Origin of the sequence: Pseudomonas sp. AF32 (assembly GCF_022342325.2) — a bacterium.
Classification (GTDB): domain Bacteria; phylum Pseudomonadota; class Gammaproteobacteria; order Pseudomonadales; family Pseudomonadaceae; genus Aquipseudomonas; species Aquipseudomonas uvaldensis.
The window spans coordinates 304,571-324,361 of record NZ_RQJK02000001.1 but is presented as its reverse complement, the minus strand read 5'-3'; the positions used below and the strand labels follow the sequence as shown (position 1 = coordinate 324,361).

Here is a 19,791-nt window from a genome sequence, read left to right as displayed (position 1 = left end):
TTCGTATATCAGGGCCTCAGTCGTGATGCGGTTCGCCGACGAACGTCAGCGAGGTGAACACGCCGCGTGTCGCTACGTCCTTGTTGTCCTTGAGTGGAATCTCCATCTGCGCGGCGATCACGTTCAGTCCTTCATTGCGTACCAGCACCTTGGCACGGCCTTCGGCGTCGGTTTCAGTGGACACGGTGTCTGGCGCGCTGCGGTAATCCCCCACCAGTTTCACGCCTGCCGCCGGTTTGCCGTCCAGTAATACCCGCACCGGCAGTGACTGGCCCGGACCTACGGTCAGCGGGTCGACTTCCGGCAGGATCAGGAACTTCACCGCGTCCAGCTTCGGCAACTTCGCCCCTGGCTCATAAATCGCCAGGCTGTATTTGAAGGTATGAGTCGACTCGATCGCACCGGGCACCTTGCTGCGACCTTCGTTGATCCATTTCTTGTCGGCGGTCTGGGACCACATGCCGTTGTCCAGCGCCACTGCCAACACAGCCGGTGAGGTGAGCGGTTTCAGGCGGGCGTGGTCCGGCAGGCGTTCCACCGTCACCGGGATCATCTTGCCGCCCAGGTCATAGGCCCAGGCACCGCTGACTTTTTGCGCCTTGAAGGCGTTGTCTTCGGCGCCGTGACCATAGATCACCTCAATGTTGCCACGCCGTTGTTCGGTCCACAGGCCATGGGCCGAAGCCTGTGTTGCCAGGAGCAGGCCGAGAAGGGCGAGAGTCGTGGGGCATTTCATGCTGATTTCCTTTTACAGATCGAGGGTGAGACTGACGGTGAAGTTGCGTGGCTCTCCGGGGTAGACCCAGTAGTTGCTGTAGGAGCGCTCGTAGTATTTTTCGTCGAAGAGGTTGTTCAGGTTCAGGCCCACGGTGACCTGATCGCTGACCTTGTAATGGGCCAGCAGGTCCACGGTGTGGTAGGCCGGCAACTCGAAATCGCTGCCGGCCTGTCCGGAGCGATCCCCAACGTAGGTGAACGCCGCGCCGACATCCGAGCCGCGCAGATGGCCATCCTGGAATTCGTACACCCCCAACAGGCTGCCGCTGCGCTTGGCAACGCCCAGGATCCGGCTGCCCGTGGGAAGGGTCTTATCGCCTTGGGTGACTTGCGCATCGATGTAGGCAAAGGCACCGATCACCCGTATGGCGTCGGTCACCTGGCCGGTCACTTGCAGATCGATACCTTGGCTGCGTGCCTTGCCCATGGCCCGGTTGGTGTCGGTCGTCGGGTCCAGCGCCAGAACGTTTTCCTTCTCGATATGGAACGCCGCCAGGGTGCTGCTCAGGCGATCATCGAACAGTTCGCTTTTGATCCCGACTTCGTAACCCACGCCTTCTTCCGGATCGAAGGACTTGCCGCTGGCCTCCAGGCCATTGTTGGGCTTGAACGAGGTGGAGGCGTTGGCGAACAGCCCGACTTCGGGCGTCAGTTGATACAGCAAACCGGCGCGTTGCGTCACGGCCTCGTGGCGTTGGCGGTCGGTGACGTTGCGGGTGTGATCGTCGATGCTCTGTTCGAAGTGCTCGTAACGTACGCCCAGCATGCCTCGCAGCTTGTCGGTGAAGACAATCTGGTCTTGAAGGTTCAGCGCACGGCTTTGCACATGCTCGAAGAAATCCGTGCCGGTGCGCAGGCCGTCGGGTTTTGGCTGGCCGTAGATCGGTTGATAGATGTCGATGGGATAGGTGCCACCGTTGATGGTGGTCACGCGTTCGTTCTTGCGGTAATCCTCGTATTCAGTACCGATCAGCAGTTCATGCTGCCAGGGGCCCAGATCGAACAGACCGCGCAACTCCAGCTGGGTGATGCTGTCGTGCCAATCGTTATCGCGCTCGCGATAACGTCGGTTCACCGTGTGACCGTCGGCGTTGAGCGGACGCGCTTCGGAGGCGAATCCCCAGAGCTCACCCTGCTTGTAGTGGCTGGCCAGACGCAGTTGCCATGCGTCACTGAGCTGATGCTCCAGAGCGGCCTGGAGCATGTTGTTGTGGTTGTCGATGTCGCCGTCGTTGGGTTCGCCCAGGAATGTGGAACGAGAAACGCCGCTCCAGCGATTGTTCGGGGCGACGATGCCGCGGTCGAACGTCGAGCTGTGGCGCACAATCTCGCTTTCTACCAGAAGTCGGGTGTCGGGATTCAATTGCCAACTGAGGGAGGGTGCGACGAAGACGCGCTTGCTGCCAACATAATCACGAAAACTGTGGTTGTCCTCGACTGCCAGGTTGACCCGTGACAACAGGTTGCCTTCGGCGTCCAGAGGCGTGTTGACGTCCAGGGCGGTGCGGTAGCGATCCCAACTGCCGGCACTGGTTTGCAGTGTGGTGAACGCTTCAGGCTGGGGCTTCTTGGTGACGATGTTCACCGTGCCACCCGGATCACCACGTCCGTACAGGCTGGCCGCCGGCCCCTTGAGCACTTCGATGCGTTCGATATTGGCCGCATCCGGTGTGCTCGGATAGCCTCGGTTGGCGCTGAAGCCATCCTTATAGAATTCCGATGTCGTGAACCCGCGCACGCTGTATTCGTAGAGAGTCAGCCCGCCGAAGTTATTCTGTTTCGATACGCCACCAGCGAACTCCAGTGCCCGCTCGACACGGGTGCTGCCCAGGTCCTTGAGCACACTGGCGGGGATCACGCTGATCGATTGCGGGATATCGCGCAGGGCGGTGTCGGTTTTGGTTGCGCTGGCGGAGCGGGTGGCGCGGTAGCCCGACACCGGTCCGGTGGGGGATTCGTAATCGGATCTCACGCTGATCGTTTCCAGTTCCAGAGGCAAGAGGTCTTCGGCGAAAACCGGATTGCCGAGCAGGCCCAAGGCCAGGCTGGCGAGAGAAATCCGTTTGGAAGATGACATGTTATGTTGTTCCAATTCGAGTTATTGAAACAATATAACACTACTAATGAGAATTTATGCTATCTGTGTTTTCAAGCAAAGTCAGGTACAAAATTCTTTAGAGAGATGCGGTCATTGTGGCGAGGGGATTTATCCCCGCGGGGCTGCAAAGCAGCCCCGACAGGTTTCAATGATCAACCTGACACTGCGAGGTGGAAGATTTGGGCTGCTGCGCAGCCCAGCGGGGATAAATCCCCTCGCCACAGAGTCTTGTTGGCCTTTGGGATCGGTGGCGGTTTGCTTATTGCTCTTCCTTGACGGGCACCGGTGCCGGTGGCGGACGCAGGCCGATTTCAGCCGTGAGCTTGAGCTCCTTGCCGTTGCGCATCACCTGGATCGTGACCTTGTCGGTGGGCTTGATCCGCGCCACCTGGTTCATCGAACGGCGGCCATCGCCGGCCGGTTCGCCATCAATGCTCAGTATCACGTCGCCCAGTTGCAGGCCGGCCTTCTGCGCCGGACCGTCGCGGAAGATTCCCGCCACCACGATGCCTGGACGCCCCGAAAGACCGAAGGACTCAGCCAGCTCCTGAGTCAGCGGCTGCACTTCGATGCCCAGCCAGCCGCGAATCACCTGGCCGTGTTCGATGATGGATTTCATCACTTCCATCGCCAGTTTCACGGGGATGGCAAAGCCAATGCCCTGGCTGCCGCCGGACTTGGAGAAGATCGCTGTGTTGATCCCGGTGAGGTTGCCGTTGGCATCCACCAGCGCGCCGCCGGAGTTGCCGGGGTTGATCGCGGCATCGGTCTGGATGAAGTCTTCGTAATTGTTGAGGCCGAGCTGGTTGCGCCCGGTGGCGCTGATGATGCCCATGGTCACGGTCTGGCCGACACCAAACGGATTGCCGATGGCCAGGGCGACGTCGCCGATGCGGATGCTGTCGGATCGGCCGATGGTGATGGCGGGCAGGTTCTTAAGGTCGATCTTCAGGACCGCGAGGTCGGTCTCCGGGTCGCTGCCGATTACACGGGCCAGGGTTTCGCGCCCATCCTTGAGGGCGACTACGATCTGGTCGGCACCGGCAGTGACGTGATTGTTGGTCAGTATGTAACCTTCCGGACTCATGATCACGCCCGAACCCAGGCTCGACTCCATGCGTTTCTGCTTGGGCGAGTTGTCGCCGAAGAAACGTCGGAACTGCGGATCTTCGAACAGTGGATGGCTGGGCTTGTTGATGACTTTGGTGGTGTACAGGTTGACCACCGCTGGCGCGGCGAGGGTCACGGCGTCGGCATAAGACACCGGCCCCTGTTGCGGCGCCTTGGCCTGCGGTGCCTGCTGCAGATTGACATCGAGGCTGGGCAGGCCGACCCATTCCGGGTAACGCTGGATTATCAGTAAAGCAACAAGCACGCCAGCCAACAGCGGCCAGCCGGAAAAACGCAGCGCCTTGAGCATTAAGCACGTCCTACGAAGGTTGCAGACGGGATGGGACCGCCCATAATGTCGCGCATTATACGAGGCCGCGCGTGCCTCTGAACGGGATATTTAGGAGTCTTTTCATGGCCGTAGCCCTGAGCACCCTGGTCGAAGAAGCGGACCGCTACCTGGCAAGCAGCCGGATTGCCGATTACTGCCCCAACGGCCTGCAGGTCGAAGGGGCGCCCCAAGTGATGCGGATCGTCAGCGGTGTGACCGCGAGCCAGGCCCTGCTCGATGCCGCCGTTGACGCTGATGCGGACTTGGTGCTGGTGCACCATGGTTATTTCTGGAAGGGCGAGAATCCATGCATCACTGGCATGAAACAGCGTCGCCTCAAGACCCTGCTCAAGCACGATATCAGCCTGCTGGCGTATCACCTGCCGTTGGACCTGCATCCCGAAGTGGGCAATAACGTGCAACTGGCCCGGCAACTGGAGATCACCGTCGAAGGGCCGCTGGATCCGGAAAACCCCAAGGTCGTCGGCCTGGTGGGCTCTTTGTCCGAACCGATGACGGCTCGGGATTTCGCGCGCAGGGTCCAGGAGGTCATGGGCCGTGAACCGTTGCTGATCGAAGGCGAGCAGATGATCCGCCGGGTCGGCTGGTGCACCGGTGGCGGCCAGGGCTACATCGATCAGGCGGTATCGGCCGGCGTCGACCTGTACCTCAGCGGCGAAGCCTCGGAACAGACCTTCCACAGCGCCCGGGAAAACGGCATCAGCTTTATCGCCGCCGGGCACCACGCCACCGAACGCTATGGCGTACAGGCGCTGGGTGACTACTTGGCACGGCGGTTTGCGCTGGAGCATATCTTTATCGATTGCCCGAATCCGATTTGATGCAGTAACCCGGGATCCCCTGTGGGAGCGGGCTTGCTCGCGAAAGCGGTGGTTCAGTTGCATAAATGTTGACTGACCCACCGCCTTCGCGAGCAAGCCCGCTCCCACAAAAGGTTGGCGCAACACCCGAACCGCGGGGCATATCCATATGCTGTTTCGATCTAGTTGGCGCCCTGATTAGAAGAGGTCGCTGTGCTAGGATTCTTCGCTCGAACACGGCCCGCTGGCCGTTCATAAGAAAGTTTTCGTGAGTAGCCATGGTCGACAAACTGACGCATCTGAAACAGCTGGAGGCGGAAAGCATCCACATCATCCGCGAGGTGGCCGCCGAGTTCGATAACCCGGTGATGCTGTACTCCATCGGTAAAGATTCCGCCGTGATGCTGCACCTGGCACGCAAGGCGTTTTTCCCTGGCAAGCTGCCGTTTCCGGTGATGCACGTCGACACCCGCTGGAAATTCCAGGAAATGTACAAATTCCGCGACCGCATGGTCGAGGAAATGGGCCTGGACCTGATTACCCATGTGAACCCGGACGGCGTGGCGCAGGGGATCAACCCCTTTACCCACGGCAGCGCCAAACACACCGACATCATGAAGACCGAAGGCTTGAAGCAGGCCTTGGACAAGTATGGTTTCGACGCCGCCTTCGGTGGTGCCCGCCGCGATGAAGAGAAATCCCGCGCCAAGGAGCGCGTGTACTCGTTCCGCGACAGCAAGCACCGCTGGGACCCGAAGAACCAGCGTCCCGAGTTGTGGAATGTCTACAACGGCAAGGTCAACAAGGGCGAGTCGATCCGCGTCTTCCCGCTGTCGAACTGGACCGAACTGGACATCTGGCAGTACATCTACCTTGAAGGCATCCCGATCGTACCGCTGTACTTTGCCGCTGAGCGCGAAGTCATCGAGAAGAACGGCACGCTGATCATGATCGATGACGAGCGCATCCTCGAACACCTGTCCGAGGAAGAAAAGGCCCGTATCGTCAAGAAGAAAGTGCGTTTCCGTACCCTTGGCTGCTACCCGTTGACGGGCGCGGTGGAGTCCGAGGCCGAAAGCCTGACGGACATCATTCAGGAAATGCTCCTGACGCGGACTTCCGAGCGCCAGGGCCGGGTCATCGACCACGATGGCGCAGGCTCCATGGAAGACAAGAAACGGCAAGGATACTTTTAAGCTTCGAGTTACAAGCTGCAAGCTGCAAGTTAAAGGCGGTATGCGTAACTTCGCAGCTTGGTGCTTGCAGCCGGTTGTTGCGAGCCGTCATCGGATGATTCTCAATGGATTTCGAGAAACTGATTGTCTGGCAAAGGAGCAAGTGTCTGGCGGTGGGGATTTTTAGAGAGTTTGCGCGATGCGGGGACTTTGGTTTCAAAGATCAGATCACTCGTTCCGCACTCTCGGTACCTTCCAATATTGCAGAAGGCATGGAGCGTGGTAGCGCTAGAGAAAAAGTTCGTTTTCTTTGGATCGCAAAAGCCTCCTGTGGGGAATTACGTACCCAGGTCCTCATCGGCCGTGAGATTGCCTACATCGCAGACCCGCTGGCTGTGAATTGGATTACAGAAACCCGCGAGCTATCGAAAATGCTCTGCGGCTTGATCAACAAAATTTCTGACTAGCTGTACGCCGACAAGCTTGCCGCTTGAAGCTTACAGCTCGGAGCTTGAATGCAATGAGCCACCAATCTGATTTGATCAGCGAGGACATCCTCGCCTACCTGGGCCAGCACGAGCGTAAGGAACTGCTGCGCTTCCTGACCTGCGGTAACGTCGATGACGGCAAGAGCACCCTGATCGGGCGCCTGCTGCACGACTCCAAGATGATCTACGAGGATCATCTGGAAGCCATCACCCGCGATTCGAAGAAAGTCGGCACCACCGGTGACGACATCGACCTGGCGCTGCTGGTCGACGGTTTGCAGGCCGAGCGCGAGCAAGGCATCACCATCGATGTCGCGTACCGCTATTTCTCCACCGCCAAGCGCAAGTTCATCATCGCCGACACCCCAGGCCATGAGCAGTACACCCGCAACATGGCCACCGGTGCTTCCACCTGTGACCTGGCGATCATTCTGGTGGACGCCCGCTACGGCGTGCAGACCCAGACCCGTCGCCACAGCTTCATCGCCTCGTTGCTGGGCATCAAACATATCGTCGTGGCCATCAACAAGATGGACCTCAAGGACTTCGACCAGGGTGTGTTCGAGTCGATCAAGGCCGACTACCTGAAGTTCGCCGAAGGCTTGAAGATAAAGCCCACCACCTTGCATTTCGTGCCCATGTCCGCTCTCAAGGGCGATAACGTGGTGAACAAGTCCGAACGCTCGCCGTGGTATACCGGCCAGTCGCTGATGGAAATCCTCGAGACCGTGGAAGTGTCGGGCGACCGCAACTTCACCGACCTGCGTTTCCCGGTGCAGTACGTCAACCGCCCGAACCTGAATTTCCGCGGTTTCGCCGGCACCCTCGCCAGCGGCATCGTGCACAAGGGCGACGAAGTGGTGGTGCTGCCGTCGGGCAAGAGCAGCCGCGTGAAATCCATCGTCACTTTCGAAGGCGAGCTGGAGCACGCCGGCCCTGGCCAGGCGGTGACGCTGACCATGGAAGACGAGATCGATATCTCCCGTGGCGACCTGCTGGTGCATGCCGACAACGTGCCGCCGGTCACCGACAGCTTCGAAGCGATGCTGGTGTGGATGGCCGAGGAGCCAATGCTCCCGGGCAAGAAATACGACATCAAGCGTGCCACCAGCTACGTGCCAGGCTCGATTGCCAGCATCGTCAACCGGGTCGATGTGAACACCCTTGAGGAAGGTCCGGCCAGCGCGTTGCAGCTCAATGAAATCGGCAAGGTGAAGATCGCCCTGGATGCGCCGATTGCCCTGGACGGCTACGAGAGCAACCGCACCACCGGCGCCTTCATCGTCATCGATCGCTTGACCAACGGCACCGTCGGCGCCGGCATGATCGTCGCCCAGCCGCTGGCCCACGGCAGCAGCAGCCATCACGGCAAGCTGGCCCATGTGTCGGTGGAAGAGCGCACGCAGCGCTTCGGCCAGCAGCCGGCCACGGTGCTGTTCAGCGGCCTGTCGGGCGCCGGCAAAAGCACGTTGGCTTATGCCGTGGAGCGCAAGCTGTTCGACATGGGCCGTGCGGTCTTCGTACTCGACGGCCAGAATTTGCGCCATGACCTGAACAAGGGCCTGCCGCAGGATCGTGCCGGGCGCACCGAAAATTGGCGCCGTGCGGCTCACGTGGCCCGCCAGTTCAACGAAGCCGGCCTGCTGACCCTGGCTGCGTTCGTTGCGCCGAGCGCCGAAGGGCGTGAGCAGGCCAAGGACCTGATCGGTCGGGAGCGTCTGCTGACGGTCTACGTCCAGGCCTCGCCGACGGTGTGTGCCCAGCGTGATCCGCAAGGGTTGTATGCCGCCGCTGGCGACAACATCCCGGGTGAGTCCTTCCCGTATGACGTGCCGCTGGATGCCGACCTGGTAATCGATACCCAGTCGCTGACGCTGGAAGAAAGCGTCAAGCAAGTGCTGGAGCTGTTGCGCAAGCGCGGCGCGATCTAAGCGTCAGCCGGAAAAGAAAAAGCCCGCCGATGAGCAATCATCGGCGGGCTTTTTCATTGGCTCGGACCCTGTGGGAGCGGGCTTGCTCGCGAAAGCGGTGTGTCAGTCGACATCTGTTTTGGATGTCAGTCCGCATTCGCGAGCAAGCCCGCTCCCACAAAGGCAGTCAGCGGCGGTCCGGATATTCCCGATGCATCTGCGCAAGCAACGCATCCTTGTCCTGCCACAGCTGGTTGATCCAGCCTTGGAACTCCAGGCGATAGGCGCCGTCCTGGTCGTAGTTCTTGCCAACGAACTGTGGCGCAATCGTCAGCTCCTGAAAATGCACCACCACCTCGTCGACCTTGCCGCACAGCAAATCCCAATAGCCCGGACGACCGCCCGGATAATGGATCGTCACATTGATGATCGACTCCAGTTGTTCACCCATGGCATCGAGCACGAACGCGATGCCGCCGGCCTTGGGCTTGAGCAGGTAGCGAAACGGTGACTGTTGCTGGGCGTGCTTGGCTTCGGTGAAGCGGGTGCCTTCGGCGAAGTTGAAGATCCCTACGGGATTGTCGCGAAACTTCGCGCAGGTCCGGCGGGTGGTTTCCAGGTCCTTGCCTTTCTTCTCCGGGTGCTTTTCCAGGTAAGCCTTGGAGTAGCGCTTCATGAATGGAAAGCCCAGGGCCCACCAGGCAAGGCCGATCACCGGCACCCAGATCAGTTCTTGCTTGAGAAAGAACTTCAACGGGCGGATGCGCCGGTTCAATACGTATTGCAGCACCATGATGTCGACCCAGCTCTGGTGATTGCTGGTGATCAGGTACGAGTGCTGGTAATCCAGCCCTTCGAGGCCGCTGAGGTGCCAGCGGGTGCGGCGCAGCAGGTTCATCCAGGCCTTGTTGTTGCTGATCCAGGCTTCGTGGATATGACTCATCAGCCAATCGGTGAAGCGCTGGGCGGCGGGGAAGGGCAGCAACAGTTTGAAGATCGCCACGACAAACAGCGGCGTACAGCAGAGGATCGTGTTCAGCGCCAACAGCAGCGAAGCGATGACGCCGCGCAGGGCGGCGGGCAGGAAGTCCAGCATTTAAATATCCATGGGTCGGTTGGCAGCCTGGATCGCCGTCAAGGCGATGGTGTACACGATGTCATCGACCTGGGCGCCGCGGGGCAAGTCGTTCACCGGTTTACGCAGGCCTTGCAGCATCGGCCCGAGGCTGACGCAATCGGCGCTGCGCTGCACGGCCTTGTGGGTGGTATTGCCGGTGTTCAGGTCCGGGAAGATGAACACCGTCGCCCGGCCCGCCACCTGGCTGTTGGGGGCCAGTTGCCGCGCCACGGTTTCGTTGGCGGCGGCGTCGTATTGCAGCGGGCCGTCGATCAGCAGACCGTGCTGCGCCTCATGGGCCAGCAAGGTAGCCTCGCGGACCTTTTCCACCTCTTCGCCACTGGCCGATTCGCCGCTGGAATAGCTGAGCATCGCCACCCTTGGCGTGATGCCGAACGCGGCGGCCGAGTCGGCGCTTTGCAGAGCGATTTCAGCCAGCTCCGCAGCGCTGGGGTGCGGGTTCATCACGCAGTCGCCGTAGACCAGCACTTCCTCGGGGAACAGCATGAAAAAGACCGAAGACACCAGGGAGCAACCCGGTGCGGTCTTGATCAGTTGCAAGGCCGGGCGGATGGTGTTGGCGGTGGAGTGGATCACCCCGGAAACCAGTCCGTCCACTTCATCGAGCGCCAGCATCATGGTGCCGATGACCACGGTGTCTTCCAGTTGCTGCTCGGCCATCGGTGCGTTCAGGCTTTTGCTCTTGCGCAGTTTCACCATGGGTTCGACGTAACGCTCGCGAATCGCGTCCGGATCGAGAATCTCCAACCCCGGTGGCAGTTCCATACCCTGAGCCCGGGCCACCGCTTCGACGTCGGCCGGTTTGGCCAGCAGCACACAACGGGCAATGCCCCGGGCCTGGCAAATGGCGGCGGCCTGTACGGTCAGCGGTTCGCTGCCTTCGGGCAGGACGATGCGCTTGTTGGCAGCCTGGGCGCGCTGGATCAGTTGATAGCGGAACACGGCCGGCGACAAGCGCATTTCCCGAGGCGTGCCACAGCGCTGGTGCAGCCATTGGGCATCCAGGTGGCTGGCGACGAAATCAGTGATGATCTCCGCACGTTCGCGGTCATCGATTGGAATTTCCTTGTTCAAGCCGTTGAGCAGGTTCGCGGTGTCGTAGGAGCCGGTGCTCACCGACAGCACCGGTAGCCCGGCCTGCAACGCACCTCGGCACAGCTCCATGATGCGTGGATCGGGCAGGGTGTCGCTGGTCAGCAGCAGGCCGGCCAGCGGTACGCCGTTGATCGCCGCCAGGCTCACGGCCAGGATGATGTCGTCGCGATCGCCAGGGGTCACCACCAACACGCCGGGCTTGAGCAGTTCCACCGTGTTGCGCATGGTACGGGCGCAAATGATGATGTTGCTCATGCGCCGGGTTTCGTAGTCGCCGGCATTGAGCACTTGCGCACCCATCAAGTCGGCGACGTCGCGGGTGCGGGGGGCGTTGAGTTCGGGTCGGAACGGAATACAGCCCAGCAGGCGGAAATCGCCGCTGCGCAGCAAGGGAGAGTGCTCCCGCAGCCGTGCGCTGAACGCTTCGATGCTTCCGTCAGTACGCACCTTGTTCAGGATGACACCGAGGACTTTCGGATCCTTCGGCCCGCCGAACAATTGCGCCTGTAGCTCCACGCGTCCGGAAAGTTCGGTCAGCACTTCGTTTTCCGGGGCCGATACCAGGATCACCTCGGCGTCCAGGCTCTTGGCCAGGTGCAGGTTGACCCGGGCGGCGTAACTGGCGCTGCGGGTGGGCACCATGCCTTCGACAACGAGCACGTCCTTGCCGACGGCTGCCTGTTGGTAGAGGGTGATGATTTCTTCCAGCAATTCATCCAGCTGTCCGTCGCCAAGCATGCGCTCGACGTGGGCCAGGCCCAGGGGCTGGGGTGGCTTGAGGCCGTGGGTGCGGGCTACCAGTTCGGTGGAGCGCTCCGGCCCGGTGTCGCCAGGGTGGGGTTGGGCAATGGGTTTGAAAAAGCCGACTTTCAGCCCGGCCCTTTCCAGCGTACGCACCAGCCCGAGGCTGATGGAGGTCAGACCCACACCAAAATCGGTGGGCGCGATAAAAAAAGTTTGCATGCCGATTCCCTAGAGGTGCATGACAAAGGGCGAGGCCTATGGTTGGCCCCTGCCATCGAATTCAGTCGCCAAGGTTATCGCTAACCGAGGCCTGCGCGCACCAGCCGCAATCAAAGGACTGGCCTATTTTTTCAATACGTTGCAGTGGATCCAGGACCCAGGCCCGGGCTTGCCACGGTGGCTGGTGGCGCAGATGCTGGGTATGGCCGCAGGACAGCTCGACCACCCAGTGGCCTTCCTCGTCCTGATGGAAACCGGTGACCGTCGGTCTGTTCGGACGAGCCCGTTTGTCCGGGTTCCGTTCGCTTTCGGGCAAATCCTTGTTTAGACTTGTCCGTTCTTCATTCTTTTGCAAAAGGTCTTGCCCCATGCTGATCGCCGCCAATAAGGCTGTCTCCATCGACTATACCCTGACCAACGACGCTGGTGAGGTCATCGACAGCTCTGCCGGCGGCGCTCCGCTGGTCTACCTGCATGGCGCAGGCAACATCATTCCGGGCCTGGAAAAAGCCCTGGAAGGTAAAACCGCCGGTGACGAGCTGAACGTTGCCGTCGAGCCGGAAGACGCTTACGGTGAATACTCCGCCGAGCTGGTCAGCACGCTGAGCCGCAGCATGTTCGAAGGTGTGGACGAGCTGGAAGTGGGCATGCAATTCCACGCTTCGGCGCCCGATGGCCAGATGCAGATCGTCACTATCCGTGACCTGGAAGGCGACGACGTCACCGTCGACGGTAACCACCCGTTGGCCGGCCAGCGTCTGAACTTCAAGGTCAAGGTCGTCGACATCCGTGACGCCAGCCAGGAAGAAATCGCCCATGGTCACGTCCATGGCGAAGGCGGTCATCACCACTGATTTCTGCGCTACGCTCAAGTGAACGGGAAAGGCGCCTTGCGGCGCCTTTTTTGTCGCTTGCTGTTAGCATCGCTCACAGTTGTTTCGAAATTGGCTAGAGCCTAATGTGGAGTTCGTCATGAGTGCTTTTCACGACCTGAAACTTAAAGCCCTGAATGGTCAGGAGCTTGCTCTGGCGCCCTTCAAGGGGCAAGTCGTGCTGGTGGTCAACGTCGCCTCCAAATGTGGCCTGACGCCGCAGTACAAGGCGTTGGAGGAGCTTCATCAGCGCTACAAGGACAGGGGCTTCAGTGTGCTGGGCCTGCCGTGCAATCAATTTGCCGGGCAGGAGCCGGGTACCGAGCAGGAGATTCAATCGTTCTGCAGCCTCAACTACGGGGTGACGTTCCCGCTGTCCGGCAAGCTGGACGTGAACGGTCCCGATCGCCATCAGCTCTATCGCCTGCTGGCGGGCGAGGGGGCGGAATTCCCTGGGGAGATCACCTGGAACTTCGAGAAATTCCTGCTGGGCAAGGACGGCCGCGTCCTGGCGCGCTTCTCGCCACGCACGGCGCCGGATGACCCTGCCGTGATCCAGGCGATCGAAAAAGCCCTGGCATGATGCGTTGGCATTGAAACCTGTGGCGAGGGGATTTATCCCCGCTGGGCTGCGAAGCAGCCCTAAATTTGATACCTCGGTGTGTCAGCATGATCGAGTCGCTTGTTCTTGGGACTGCTGCGCAGCCCAGCGGGGATAAATCCCCTCGCCACAGTTTTTTGTACCCAGCTGTGCATTCGGCCCGCCCACACGCGATCCTCTCAGCTTCCTTCTGATCCTTAATCACTCCAATCAATAGTGCTACCCAGCACGGCAGGCGCTGCATATTGTCGCCGTCATATCGACCTGCGATCCCATTCCATGGAGTGCCCCATGCCAGTAGAAGCCTTGTTCAAGCCCTTCCAACTCGGCGCTTTCGAGCTGCCGACCCGGGTGGTGATGGCCCCGATGACCCGGTCCTTTTCGCCAGGTGGCGTGCCCAATGCCAAAGTGGTCGAGTACTACCGTCGTCGCGCGGCAGCCGGCGTCGGCCTGATCATCACCGAGGGCACCACGGTCGGGCACAAGGCTTCCAACGGCTATCCGAACGTGCCGCACTTCTATGGCGAAGACGCGCTGGCCGGTTGGAAGCAGGTGGTCGATGCGGTCCATGCCGAAGGCGGCAAGATCGTGCCACAGCTGTGGCATGTCGGCAGCGTGCGTCGCATCGGGACCGAGCCGGACGCCAGCGTGCCGGGTTACGGCCCTTCGGAAAAGCTCAAGGACGGTCAAGTCGTGGTGCATGGCATGACCCAGGCGGACATCGACGACGTCATCGCCGCCTTTGCCCAAGCGGCAAAGGATGCCCAGCGCATCGGCATGGACGGCGTGGAGATCCACGGCGCCCACGGTTACCTGATCGACCAGTTCTTCTGGGAAGGCAGTAACCAGCGCACCGACGGTTATGGCGGCAGCCTGGCCAACCGTTCGCGTTTTGCCATTGAGTTGATCCGTGCCGTGCGTGCGGCGGTGGGCGAAGGGTTCCCAATCATCTTCCGGTTTTCCCAATGGAAGCAGCAGGACTACACGGCGCGTCTGGTGCAGACCCCGCAAGCCCTGGGCGAATTCCTCAAGCCCTTGGCCGAGGCTGGCGTGGACATTTTCCATTGTTCGACGCGGCGCTTCTGGGAGCCGGAATTCGAAGGCTCCGAGCTGAACCTGGCCGGCTGGACCCGCAAACTCACCGGCAAGCCCACCATTACCGTGGGCAGCGTTGGCCTGGATGGTGAGTTCCTGCAATTCATGGTCAATACCGACAAAGTCGCGCAGCCGGCCAGTCTGGAAAAGTTGCTGGAACGTTTGAATAACGATGAGTTCGACCTGGTGGCGGTAGGACGTGCGCTGCTGGTGGACCCGGACTGGGCGCGCAAAGTGCGCGACGGACGGGAGCAGGAGATTCTGCCGTTCAGTCGCGAGGCGTTGATGACGTTGGTCTGAGCGGCGTTTGCCCTGACGCTATCGCGAGCAGGCTCGCTCCCACAGGGGGCTAGGCGGGACACAAACGTGTGTTCACCGAGAACTCATGTGGGAGCGAGCCCTGCTCGCGATGGCGGCCTCAGCGTCACTGAAGGTTCAAGGCACGGTCGGCGCAGCAGGCATCACCTGTTCGCCGACAAAAGCCCCCCGCAACTGCACCTCGAACTGCTCGATCACCGATGCCCAACCTTGGCGGCTGGCGTGCTGACGAGCATTGAGCCTCACGCAGCGCAGGGTCTCGCGCTCCTCCAGCAACCAGCGGGCCGCGTCACAGAACGCGTCTTCATCCCCCGGCATGGCCAGTACGCCGTTATAGCCATGGCGGATATGCTGCGCCGCTGCGGCCTGATCGTAGGCCACCACACCCAACCCGGACGCCAGCGCTTCCAGTACGACATTGCCAAAGGTTTCGGTCAGGCTCGGAAAGACAAACACATCCCCCGACGCATAATGGCTGGCCAGTGCTTCGCCCCGCTGGGTGCCACAGAAAATCGCTTCGGGCAGTTCCTGTTCGAGCGCGGCCCGCTGCGGGCCGTCACCGATGACCACCAGCCTCAGGCGCCGCTCCGGGAAAGCGCCACGCAATGTCTCGAAACTGCGCTTGAGCAGCCCCAGGTTCTTCTCCGGCGCCAGACGCCCGACATGGATCACCGCAATGTCATCATCGGCCAGGCCCCAGGCTTCACGCAGGGCTGCTGAACGCTTGATCGGATGAAACAACTGGCTGTCCACGCCACGGGACAGCAGCGACACGCGTTCGAAGTGGCGGCGCTCCAGCTCCAGCCGCTGGCTGAGGCTGGGTACCAAGGTGACGGCGGTGCGATTATGAAACCAGCGCAGGTAATGGGTGAGTCCGCGGCTCAACAACCCAAGGCCGTACTGCTGGGTGTATTGCTGGAAGTTGGTGTGGAAACCACTGACCACCGAAATGCCCAGGCGTCGTGCCGCTCGCAGTGCCGACAACCCCAGCGGCCCTTCGGTGGCAATGTAGAGCACATCCGGTCGATGACGTTTCCAGCGGCGCAGCAATTTGTGCATGGAAACCTGGCCCCACTGCAAGCCTGGATACCCTGGTAATGGCCAGCCTCGACACAGCAGCACGTGTTCATCTCCGGGCTGGCGTGGGTCGGTGGCCTGGCGCGGCCGTACCAGCTCAACCCGGTGCCCGCGATCACGCAAGCCGTCATACAGGCGGCCCAGGGTGTTGGCCACGCCGTTGATTTCCGGCGGGAAGGTTTCGGTAATGAGGGTAACGTGCAGGTGTGTGGTCATGACCCCAGTGTCGGCCGGGGCCATGTCGCCATTGTGACGTCCAGGTGATGGATTTGTGACGGCTCAGCCTTGCCGGGCCAGCGCGGCCTCGGCGCCTTGCTCGCGCACCCAGAACAGGGTGGCCCCGGCCACCGCAGCCGGCATCATCAGAATGTTCACCAGCGGGATCAGCAGCACCAGGTACACACTGCCGCCAAAGCCCAGGCTCTGCCAGCGCTTCTGCCGCAGCCAGGCGAGCATTTCGTTCCAGCCCAGCTTGTGGTTGTCCGCCGGGTAGTCGATGTACTGGATCGCCATCATCCACACGCCGAAGAGCAGCCACAACGGCGCGGCCACCAGATTGAGCACCGGCACGAACGACAGCACGAACAGCCCCAGGGCCCTGGGCAGGAAATAGCCCAGCTTGCGGGCTTCCCGGGCCAGAGTGCGGGGCACCATGGCGACCAGTTCACCCCAGCTGAAGGCCGGGAAATCATCGGTGCCCCGGATCACCACTTCGACTTTCTCCGCAAGGAAACCATTGAACGGTGCGGCGATGATGTTGGCGAGCATGGTGAAGGTGAAAAACACCATCAGGATCACCAGGACCACGAACAGCGGCCAGAGGATATAGCCAAGAAAGCTGAGCCAGTCCGGCAGCGACGGCATCAGGGTGTCGACCCACAGGCTGAACTGGTGACCGGCCAGGTAGATCAGGCCGATGAACAACAGCAGGTTGATCGCCAGCGGCAGCAGCACGAACAGGCGCAGGCCCGGGCTGAGGACCAGCTTGAGACCTTCTTGCAGATACTGCGGGCCGGACAGGACGGGGGCGGGCATGGGAAGCTCCGAGCGAAAGTTAACGCGCCGACCTTACCGGCTTTGCCCCGCCTGGGAAAGCGTCTACATCGCCTGTAACAGGATTGTTGAACGGGCTGCCCTATCGACGGGTCCACTGCGGATAGAACGCAGCTATGAGCTGGATTGTTAAACCGTATTTCCTTAATCTTCGCTCCCTCGATACGCTGCACCCATTCTTTTTCAGGGCCGTCGAACCAAAGCCTTCCCCAAGTGCATCAACGGTCCTTTTTTATTCCCGCCGCTCACCCGGCGTTCCGGTCCGCGAGGTCCGGTCAACAGGAGCAGGTCATGTCTGAAGTTCGTCATTCGCGAGTGATTATTCTCGGTTCCGGCCCTGCCGGTTACAGCGCTGCAGTCTACGCGGCCCGTGCCAACCTCAAGCCGCTGCTGATCACCGGCATGCAGGCCGGCGGTCAATTGACCACCACCACCGAAGTCGACAACTGGCCGGGCGACGTCCATGGCCTGACCGGTCCGGCTTTGATGGAGCGCATGAAAGAACACGCCGAGCGTTTCGAAACCGAAATCGTCTTCGACCACATCAATGCCGTGGATTTTGCCGCCAAGCCGTACACCCTGACTGGTGACAGCGCCACCTACACCTGCGATGCCCTGATCATCGCCACCGGTGCCAGCGCTCGTTACCTGGGACTGCCGTCGGAAGAGGCTTTCATGGGCAAAGGCGTGTCCGCCTGTGCGACCTGCGACGGTTTCTTCTATCGCAACAAACCTGTGGCCGTGGTCGGTGGCGGTAACACCGCCGTCGAGGAAGCCCTGTACCTAGCCAACATCGCCAGCACGGTCACCTTGATCCATCGCCGCGAAACCTTCCGCGCCGAGAAGATCCTCATCGACAAGCTCAATGCACGCGTGGCCGAGGGCAAGATCATTCTCAAGCTCAACGCCACCCTGGACGAAGTACTGGGCGACAACATGGGCGTGACCGGTGCTCGCCTGAAGAACAACGACGGCAGCTTCGACGAAATCAAGGTCGACGGCGTATTCATTGCCATCGGTCATACTCCGAACACCTCGCTGTTTGAAGGCCAGTTGGAGCTCAAGGACGGCTACCTGGTGGTCAAGGGCGGCCGCGACGGCAACGCCACCGCCACCAGCGTCGAAGGCATCTTCGCCGCCGGCGACGTGGCCGACCACGTCTACCGCCAGGCCATCACCTCGGCCGGTGCCGGCTGCATGGCGGCCCTGGACACCGAGCGCTACCTGGACGGCTTGCAGAACGCTTCGTTCTGATTCGTCAGGCATGAAAAAACCGGCTTCGGCCGGTTTTTTGTGGGCGGGTTTCAACCTGAGTTCAATGTGGGAGCGAGCCTGCTCGCGATGGCATCAGTTCAGTCACAATCCCATTGGCTGACAGCCGCTATCGCGAGCAGGCTCGCTCCCACAGGGCTCTGTACTCACACCAGTTTCGCCAGGCACGCTTCCAGAATATCCAACCCTTCCTCCAGCACTTTCGCCTCGGTTGTCAACGGCGCCAGCAACCGGATGATGTGCCGCGATCTGCCACTGGGCATCAAGAGCAAGCCCGCTTCCCGCGCCAGTGCCAGCAGCTGCGTCAACTGTGCCGACGCCGGAGTGCCGTCGGCGTGGGCCAGCTCGATGCCGCGCATGGCGCCGACGCCCGTCAAGCGTCCCAGATAAGGCGTGAGCCCGCGGCTGCGCCACGATTCGTAGCGGCTGACAATCGCTTCTTCCTGCTGCGTACCCCAGGCCTGCAAACGCTCGTCGGTCATCGTGTCCAGGGTTGCCAGCGCGGCGGCGCAGGCAATAGGGTTGCCTGAATAGGTGCCGCCCAGTCCACCCTTGGGCAGGTTGTCCAGCAGCGCCTTGCGCCCCACTACCGCGCCCAAGGGCACGCCGCCGGCAATGCTCTTGCCCAGCAGGATCAGATCCGGCTCGATACCCAGGCGCGAGAACGCGAAGCGCTGGCCGGTGCGTCCGAAACCGGACTGGATCTCATCGATGATCAACACGATGCCCTTCTCATTGCAGAACTGTCGCAGTGCCTGGGCGAAGGCCATGTCCAGCGGGAGAAAACCGGCTTCGCCCTGCACCGGTTCGACGATGAAGCAGGCCACGTCGTTGACGTCGATCTCGACACTGAACAGCCGCTCCATCGCTCTCAACGCTTCGGTACAGGTCACGCCGTTGTCCTTGCTGGGATAGGGCAGGTGATACACCGGTCCGGGCAGCACGCCGACTTTCTGCTTGTACGGCGCCACCTTGCCGTTGAGGTTGAGTGTCGCCAGCGTCCGGCCGTGGAAACCGCCATCGAATGCAATGACGGCGGTGCGACCCGTGGCGCCGCGTACGATCTTCAAGGCGTTCTCCGCAGCTTCGGCGCCGCTGTTGGTGAGCATGCCGCTGACCGGGTATTGCACCGGCACAAATGCCGTCAGCCGCTCCATCAGTTCAATGTAAGGGGCATGGGGCGCAGCGTTGAAAGCGTAATGAGTCAGCCGGGTGGCCTGTTCGCGGATCGCTTCGACGATATGTGGGTGGCAATGGCCGAGGTTCAACACGCCGATACCACCGACGAAGTCGATATAGCGCTTGCCATCGGTGTCCCAGACCTCGGCGTTTCTGCCGTGGCTGAGGCTGATCGGATGCACGAAGGAAATCGACTGGCTGATGGTTTCGCTGCTCATGGATGACGGCTCGAAGGAAGTAAGGATTTCCTTTATCTAAGCCGCGAGCAGAGGGCGCCGGCAAACGAAATAAAGTTGCCGGGTCAATCTTAAAAGTCGGGATGTGGCGAGGTGTTCGTCAGTAAGGATGTACGCAGCTCTTTGTGGCGCGGGGATAAATCCCCTCGCCACAAAAGCGGATCTCACTACAGGTAGGATCG

At 61.0% G+C, this 19,791-nt stretch carries 17 protein-coding genes; 8 read left to right on the top strand and 9 right to left on the bottom strand.

What is annotated here, in order from left to right:
* Positions 1 to 16 precede the first annotated feature (16 nt).
* The 3 genes from EGM97_RS01600 to algW all read right to left on the bottom strand — a co-directional run bounded on the left by EGM97_RS01600 (position 17) and on the right by algW (position 4,295).
* On the bottom strand, positions 17 to 736 hold the full coding sequence (locus EGM97_RS01600; protein WP_238961558.1) for a DUF4198 domain-containing protein: 720 nt from the start codon (positions 734 to 736) through the stop codon (positions 17 to 19).
* Positions 737 to 748: 12 nt separating this feature from the next.
* Entirely contained in the window at positions 749 to 2,854 is a 2,106-nt protein-coding gene (locus EGM97_RS01595; RefSeq protein ID WP_238961557.1) for a TonB-dependent siderophore receptor, read from the bottom strand.
* A 280-nt stretch (positions 2,855 to 3,134) separates the two neighbouring features.
* Entirely contained in the window at positions 3,135 to 4,295 is a 1,161-nt protein-coding gene (gene algW, locus EGM97_RS01590; protein ID WP_238961556.1) for a Do family serine endopeptidase AlgW, read from the bottom strand.
* A gap of 104 nt (positions 4,296 to 4,399) precedes the next feature.
* Between algW and EGM97_RS01585 the strand changes: the two genes are divergently transcribed.
* The 4 genes from EGM97_RS01585 to cysN all read left to right on the top strand — a co-directional run bounded on the left by EGM97_RS01585 (position 4,400) and on the right by cysN (position 8,731).
* Entirely contained in the window at positions 4,400 to 5,158 is a 759-nt protein-coding gene (locus tag EGM97_RS01585; RefSeq protein WP_238961555.1) for a Nif3-like dinuclear metal center hexameric protein, read from the top strand.
* 257 nt (positions 5,159 to 5,415) lie between these two features.
* Complete coding sequence (cysD, locus tag EGM97_RS01580) at positions 5,416 to 6,333, top strand: sulfate adenylyltransferase subunit CysD (protein ID WP_041020852.1); 918 nt, start codon at positions 5,416 to 5,418, stop codon at positions 6,331 to 6,333.
* 104 nt (positions 6,334 to 6,437) lie between these two features.
* A complete protein-coding gene (locus tag EGM97_RS01575) occupies positions 6,438 to 6,779 on the top strand; it encodes a four helix bundle protein (protein ID WP_238961554.1) in 342 nt (113 codons plus the stop codon).
* 53 nt (positions 6,780 to 6,832) lie between these two features.
* Positions 6,833 to 8,731 carry a sulfate adenylyltransferase subunit CysN gene (gene cysN / locus EGM97_RS01570; protein ID WP_238961553.1) on the top strand — a complete coding sequence of 633 codons (1,899 nt, stop codon included), beginning with the start codon at positions 6,833 to 6,835 and terminating at the stop codon, positions 8,729 to 8,731.
* A 166-nt stretch (positions 8,732 to 8,897) separates the two neighbouring features.
* Here cysN and EGM97_RS01565 read toward each other — a convergent pair whose 3' ends face one another.
* From EGM97_RS01565 to EGM97_RS01555, 3 genes are all read right to left on the bottom strand, one after another.
* On the bottom strand, positions 8,898 to 9,806 hold the full coding sequence (locus tag EGM97_RS01565) for an acyltransferase (protein WP_238961552.1): 909 nt from the start codon (positions 9,804 to 9,806) through the stop codon (positions 8,898 to 8,900).
* Positions 9,807 to 11,906: a phosphate acetyltransferase gene (pta, locus tag EGM97_RS01560; protein WP_238961551.1), complete on the bottom strand. Its 2,100-nt coding sequence runs from the start codon at positions 11,904 to 11,906 to the stop codon at positions 9,807 to 9,809. It abuts the gene before it with no gap.
* A 61-nt stretch (positions 11,907 to 11,967) separates the two neighbouring features.
* A complete protein-coding gene (locus EGM97_RS01555) occupies positions 11,968 to 12,306 on the bottom strand; it encodes a DUF3565 domain-containing protein (RefSeq protein ID WP_238961550.1) in 339 nt (112 codons plus the stop codon).
* Here EGM97_RS01555 and EGM97_RS01550 point away from each other — a divergent pair.
* The 3 genes from EGM97_RS01550 (at position 12,275) to EGM97_RS01540 (ending at position 14,774) form a co-directional block, all read left to right on the top strand.
* Positions 12,275 to 12,760 carry an FKBP-type peptidyl-prolyl cis-trans isomerase gene (locus tag EGM97_RS01550; protein ID WP_053152330.1) on the top strand — a complete coding sequence of 162 codons (486 nt, stop codon included), beginning with the start codon at positions 12,275 to 12,277 and terminating at the stop codon, positions 12,758 to 12,760. The genes EGM97_RS01555 and EGM97_RS01550 overlap by 32 nt on opposite strands.
* 118 nt (positions 12,761 to 12,878) lie before the next feature.
* Complete coding sequence (locus EGM97_RS01545; RefSeq protein WP_238961549.1) at positions 12,879 to 13,361, top strand: glutathione peroxidase; 483 nt, start codon at positions 12,879 to 12,881, stop codon at positions 13,359 to 13,361.
* A gap of 309 nt (positions 13,362 to 13,670) precedes the next feature.
* Positions 13,671 to 14,774: an NADH:flavin oxidoreductase gene (locus tag EGM97_RS01540; RefSeq protein ID WP_238961548.1), complete on the top strand. Its 1,104-nt coding sequence runs from the start codon at positions 13,671 to 13,673 to the stop codon at positions 14,772 to 14,774.
* Between the two features lie 135 nt (positions 14,775 to 14,909).
* On the opposite strand, the gene EGM97_RS01535 is transcribed toward EGM97_RS01540, so the two are convergent.
* Positions 14,910 to 16,109 (bottom strand): glycosyltransferase family 4 protein, encoded by a 1,200-nt coding sequence (locus EGM97_RS01535; protein WP_238961547.1) that lies wholly within the window; start codon positions 16,107 to 16,109, stop codon positions 14,910 to 14,912.
* A gap of 39 nt (positions 16,110 to 16,148) precedes the next feature.
* Complete coding sequence (cysZ, locus tag EGM97_RS01530) at positions 16,149 to 16,904, bottom strand: sulfate transporter CysZ (protein ID WP_238961546.1); 756 nt, start codon at positions 16,902 to 16,904, stop codon at positions 16,149 to 16,151.
* Positions 16,905 to 17,213: 309 nt separating this feature from the next.
* Here cysZ and trxB point away from each other — a divergent pair, with 309 nt between their 5' ends.
* Entirely contained in the window at positions 17,214 to 18,176 is a 963-nt protein-coding gene (trxB, locus tag EGM97_RS01525; RefSeq protein WP_003205459.1) for a thioredoxin-disulfide reductase, read from the top strand.
* 164 nt (positions 18,177 to 18,340) lie between these two features.
* Here trxB and EGM97_RS01520 read toward each other — a convergent pair whose 3' ends face one another.
* Positions 18,341 to 19,591, bottom strand: a complete 1,251-nt coding sequence (locus EGM97_RS01520; RefSeq protein WP_238961545.1) for a 2-aminoadipate transaminase — start codon at positions 19,589 to 19,591, stop codon at positions 18,341 to 18,343.
* Positions 19,592 to 19,791: the final 200 nt, after the last annotated feature.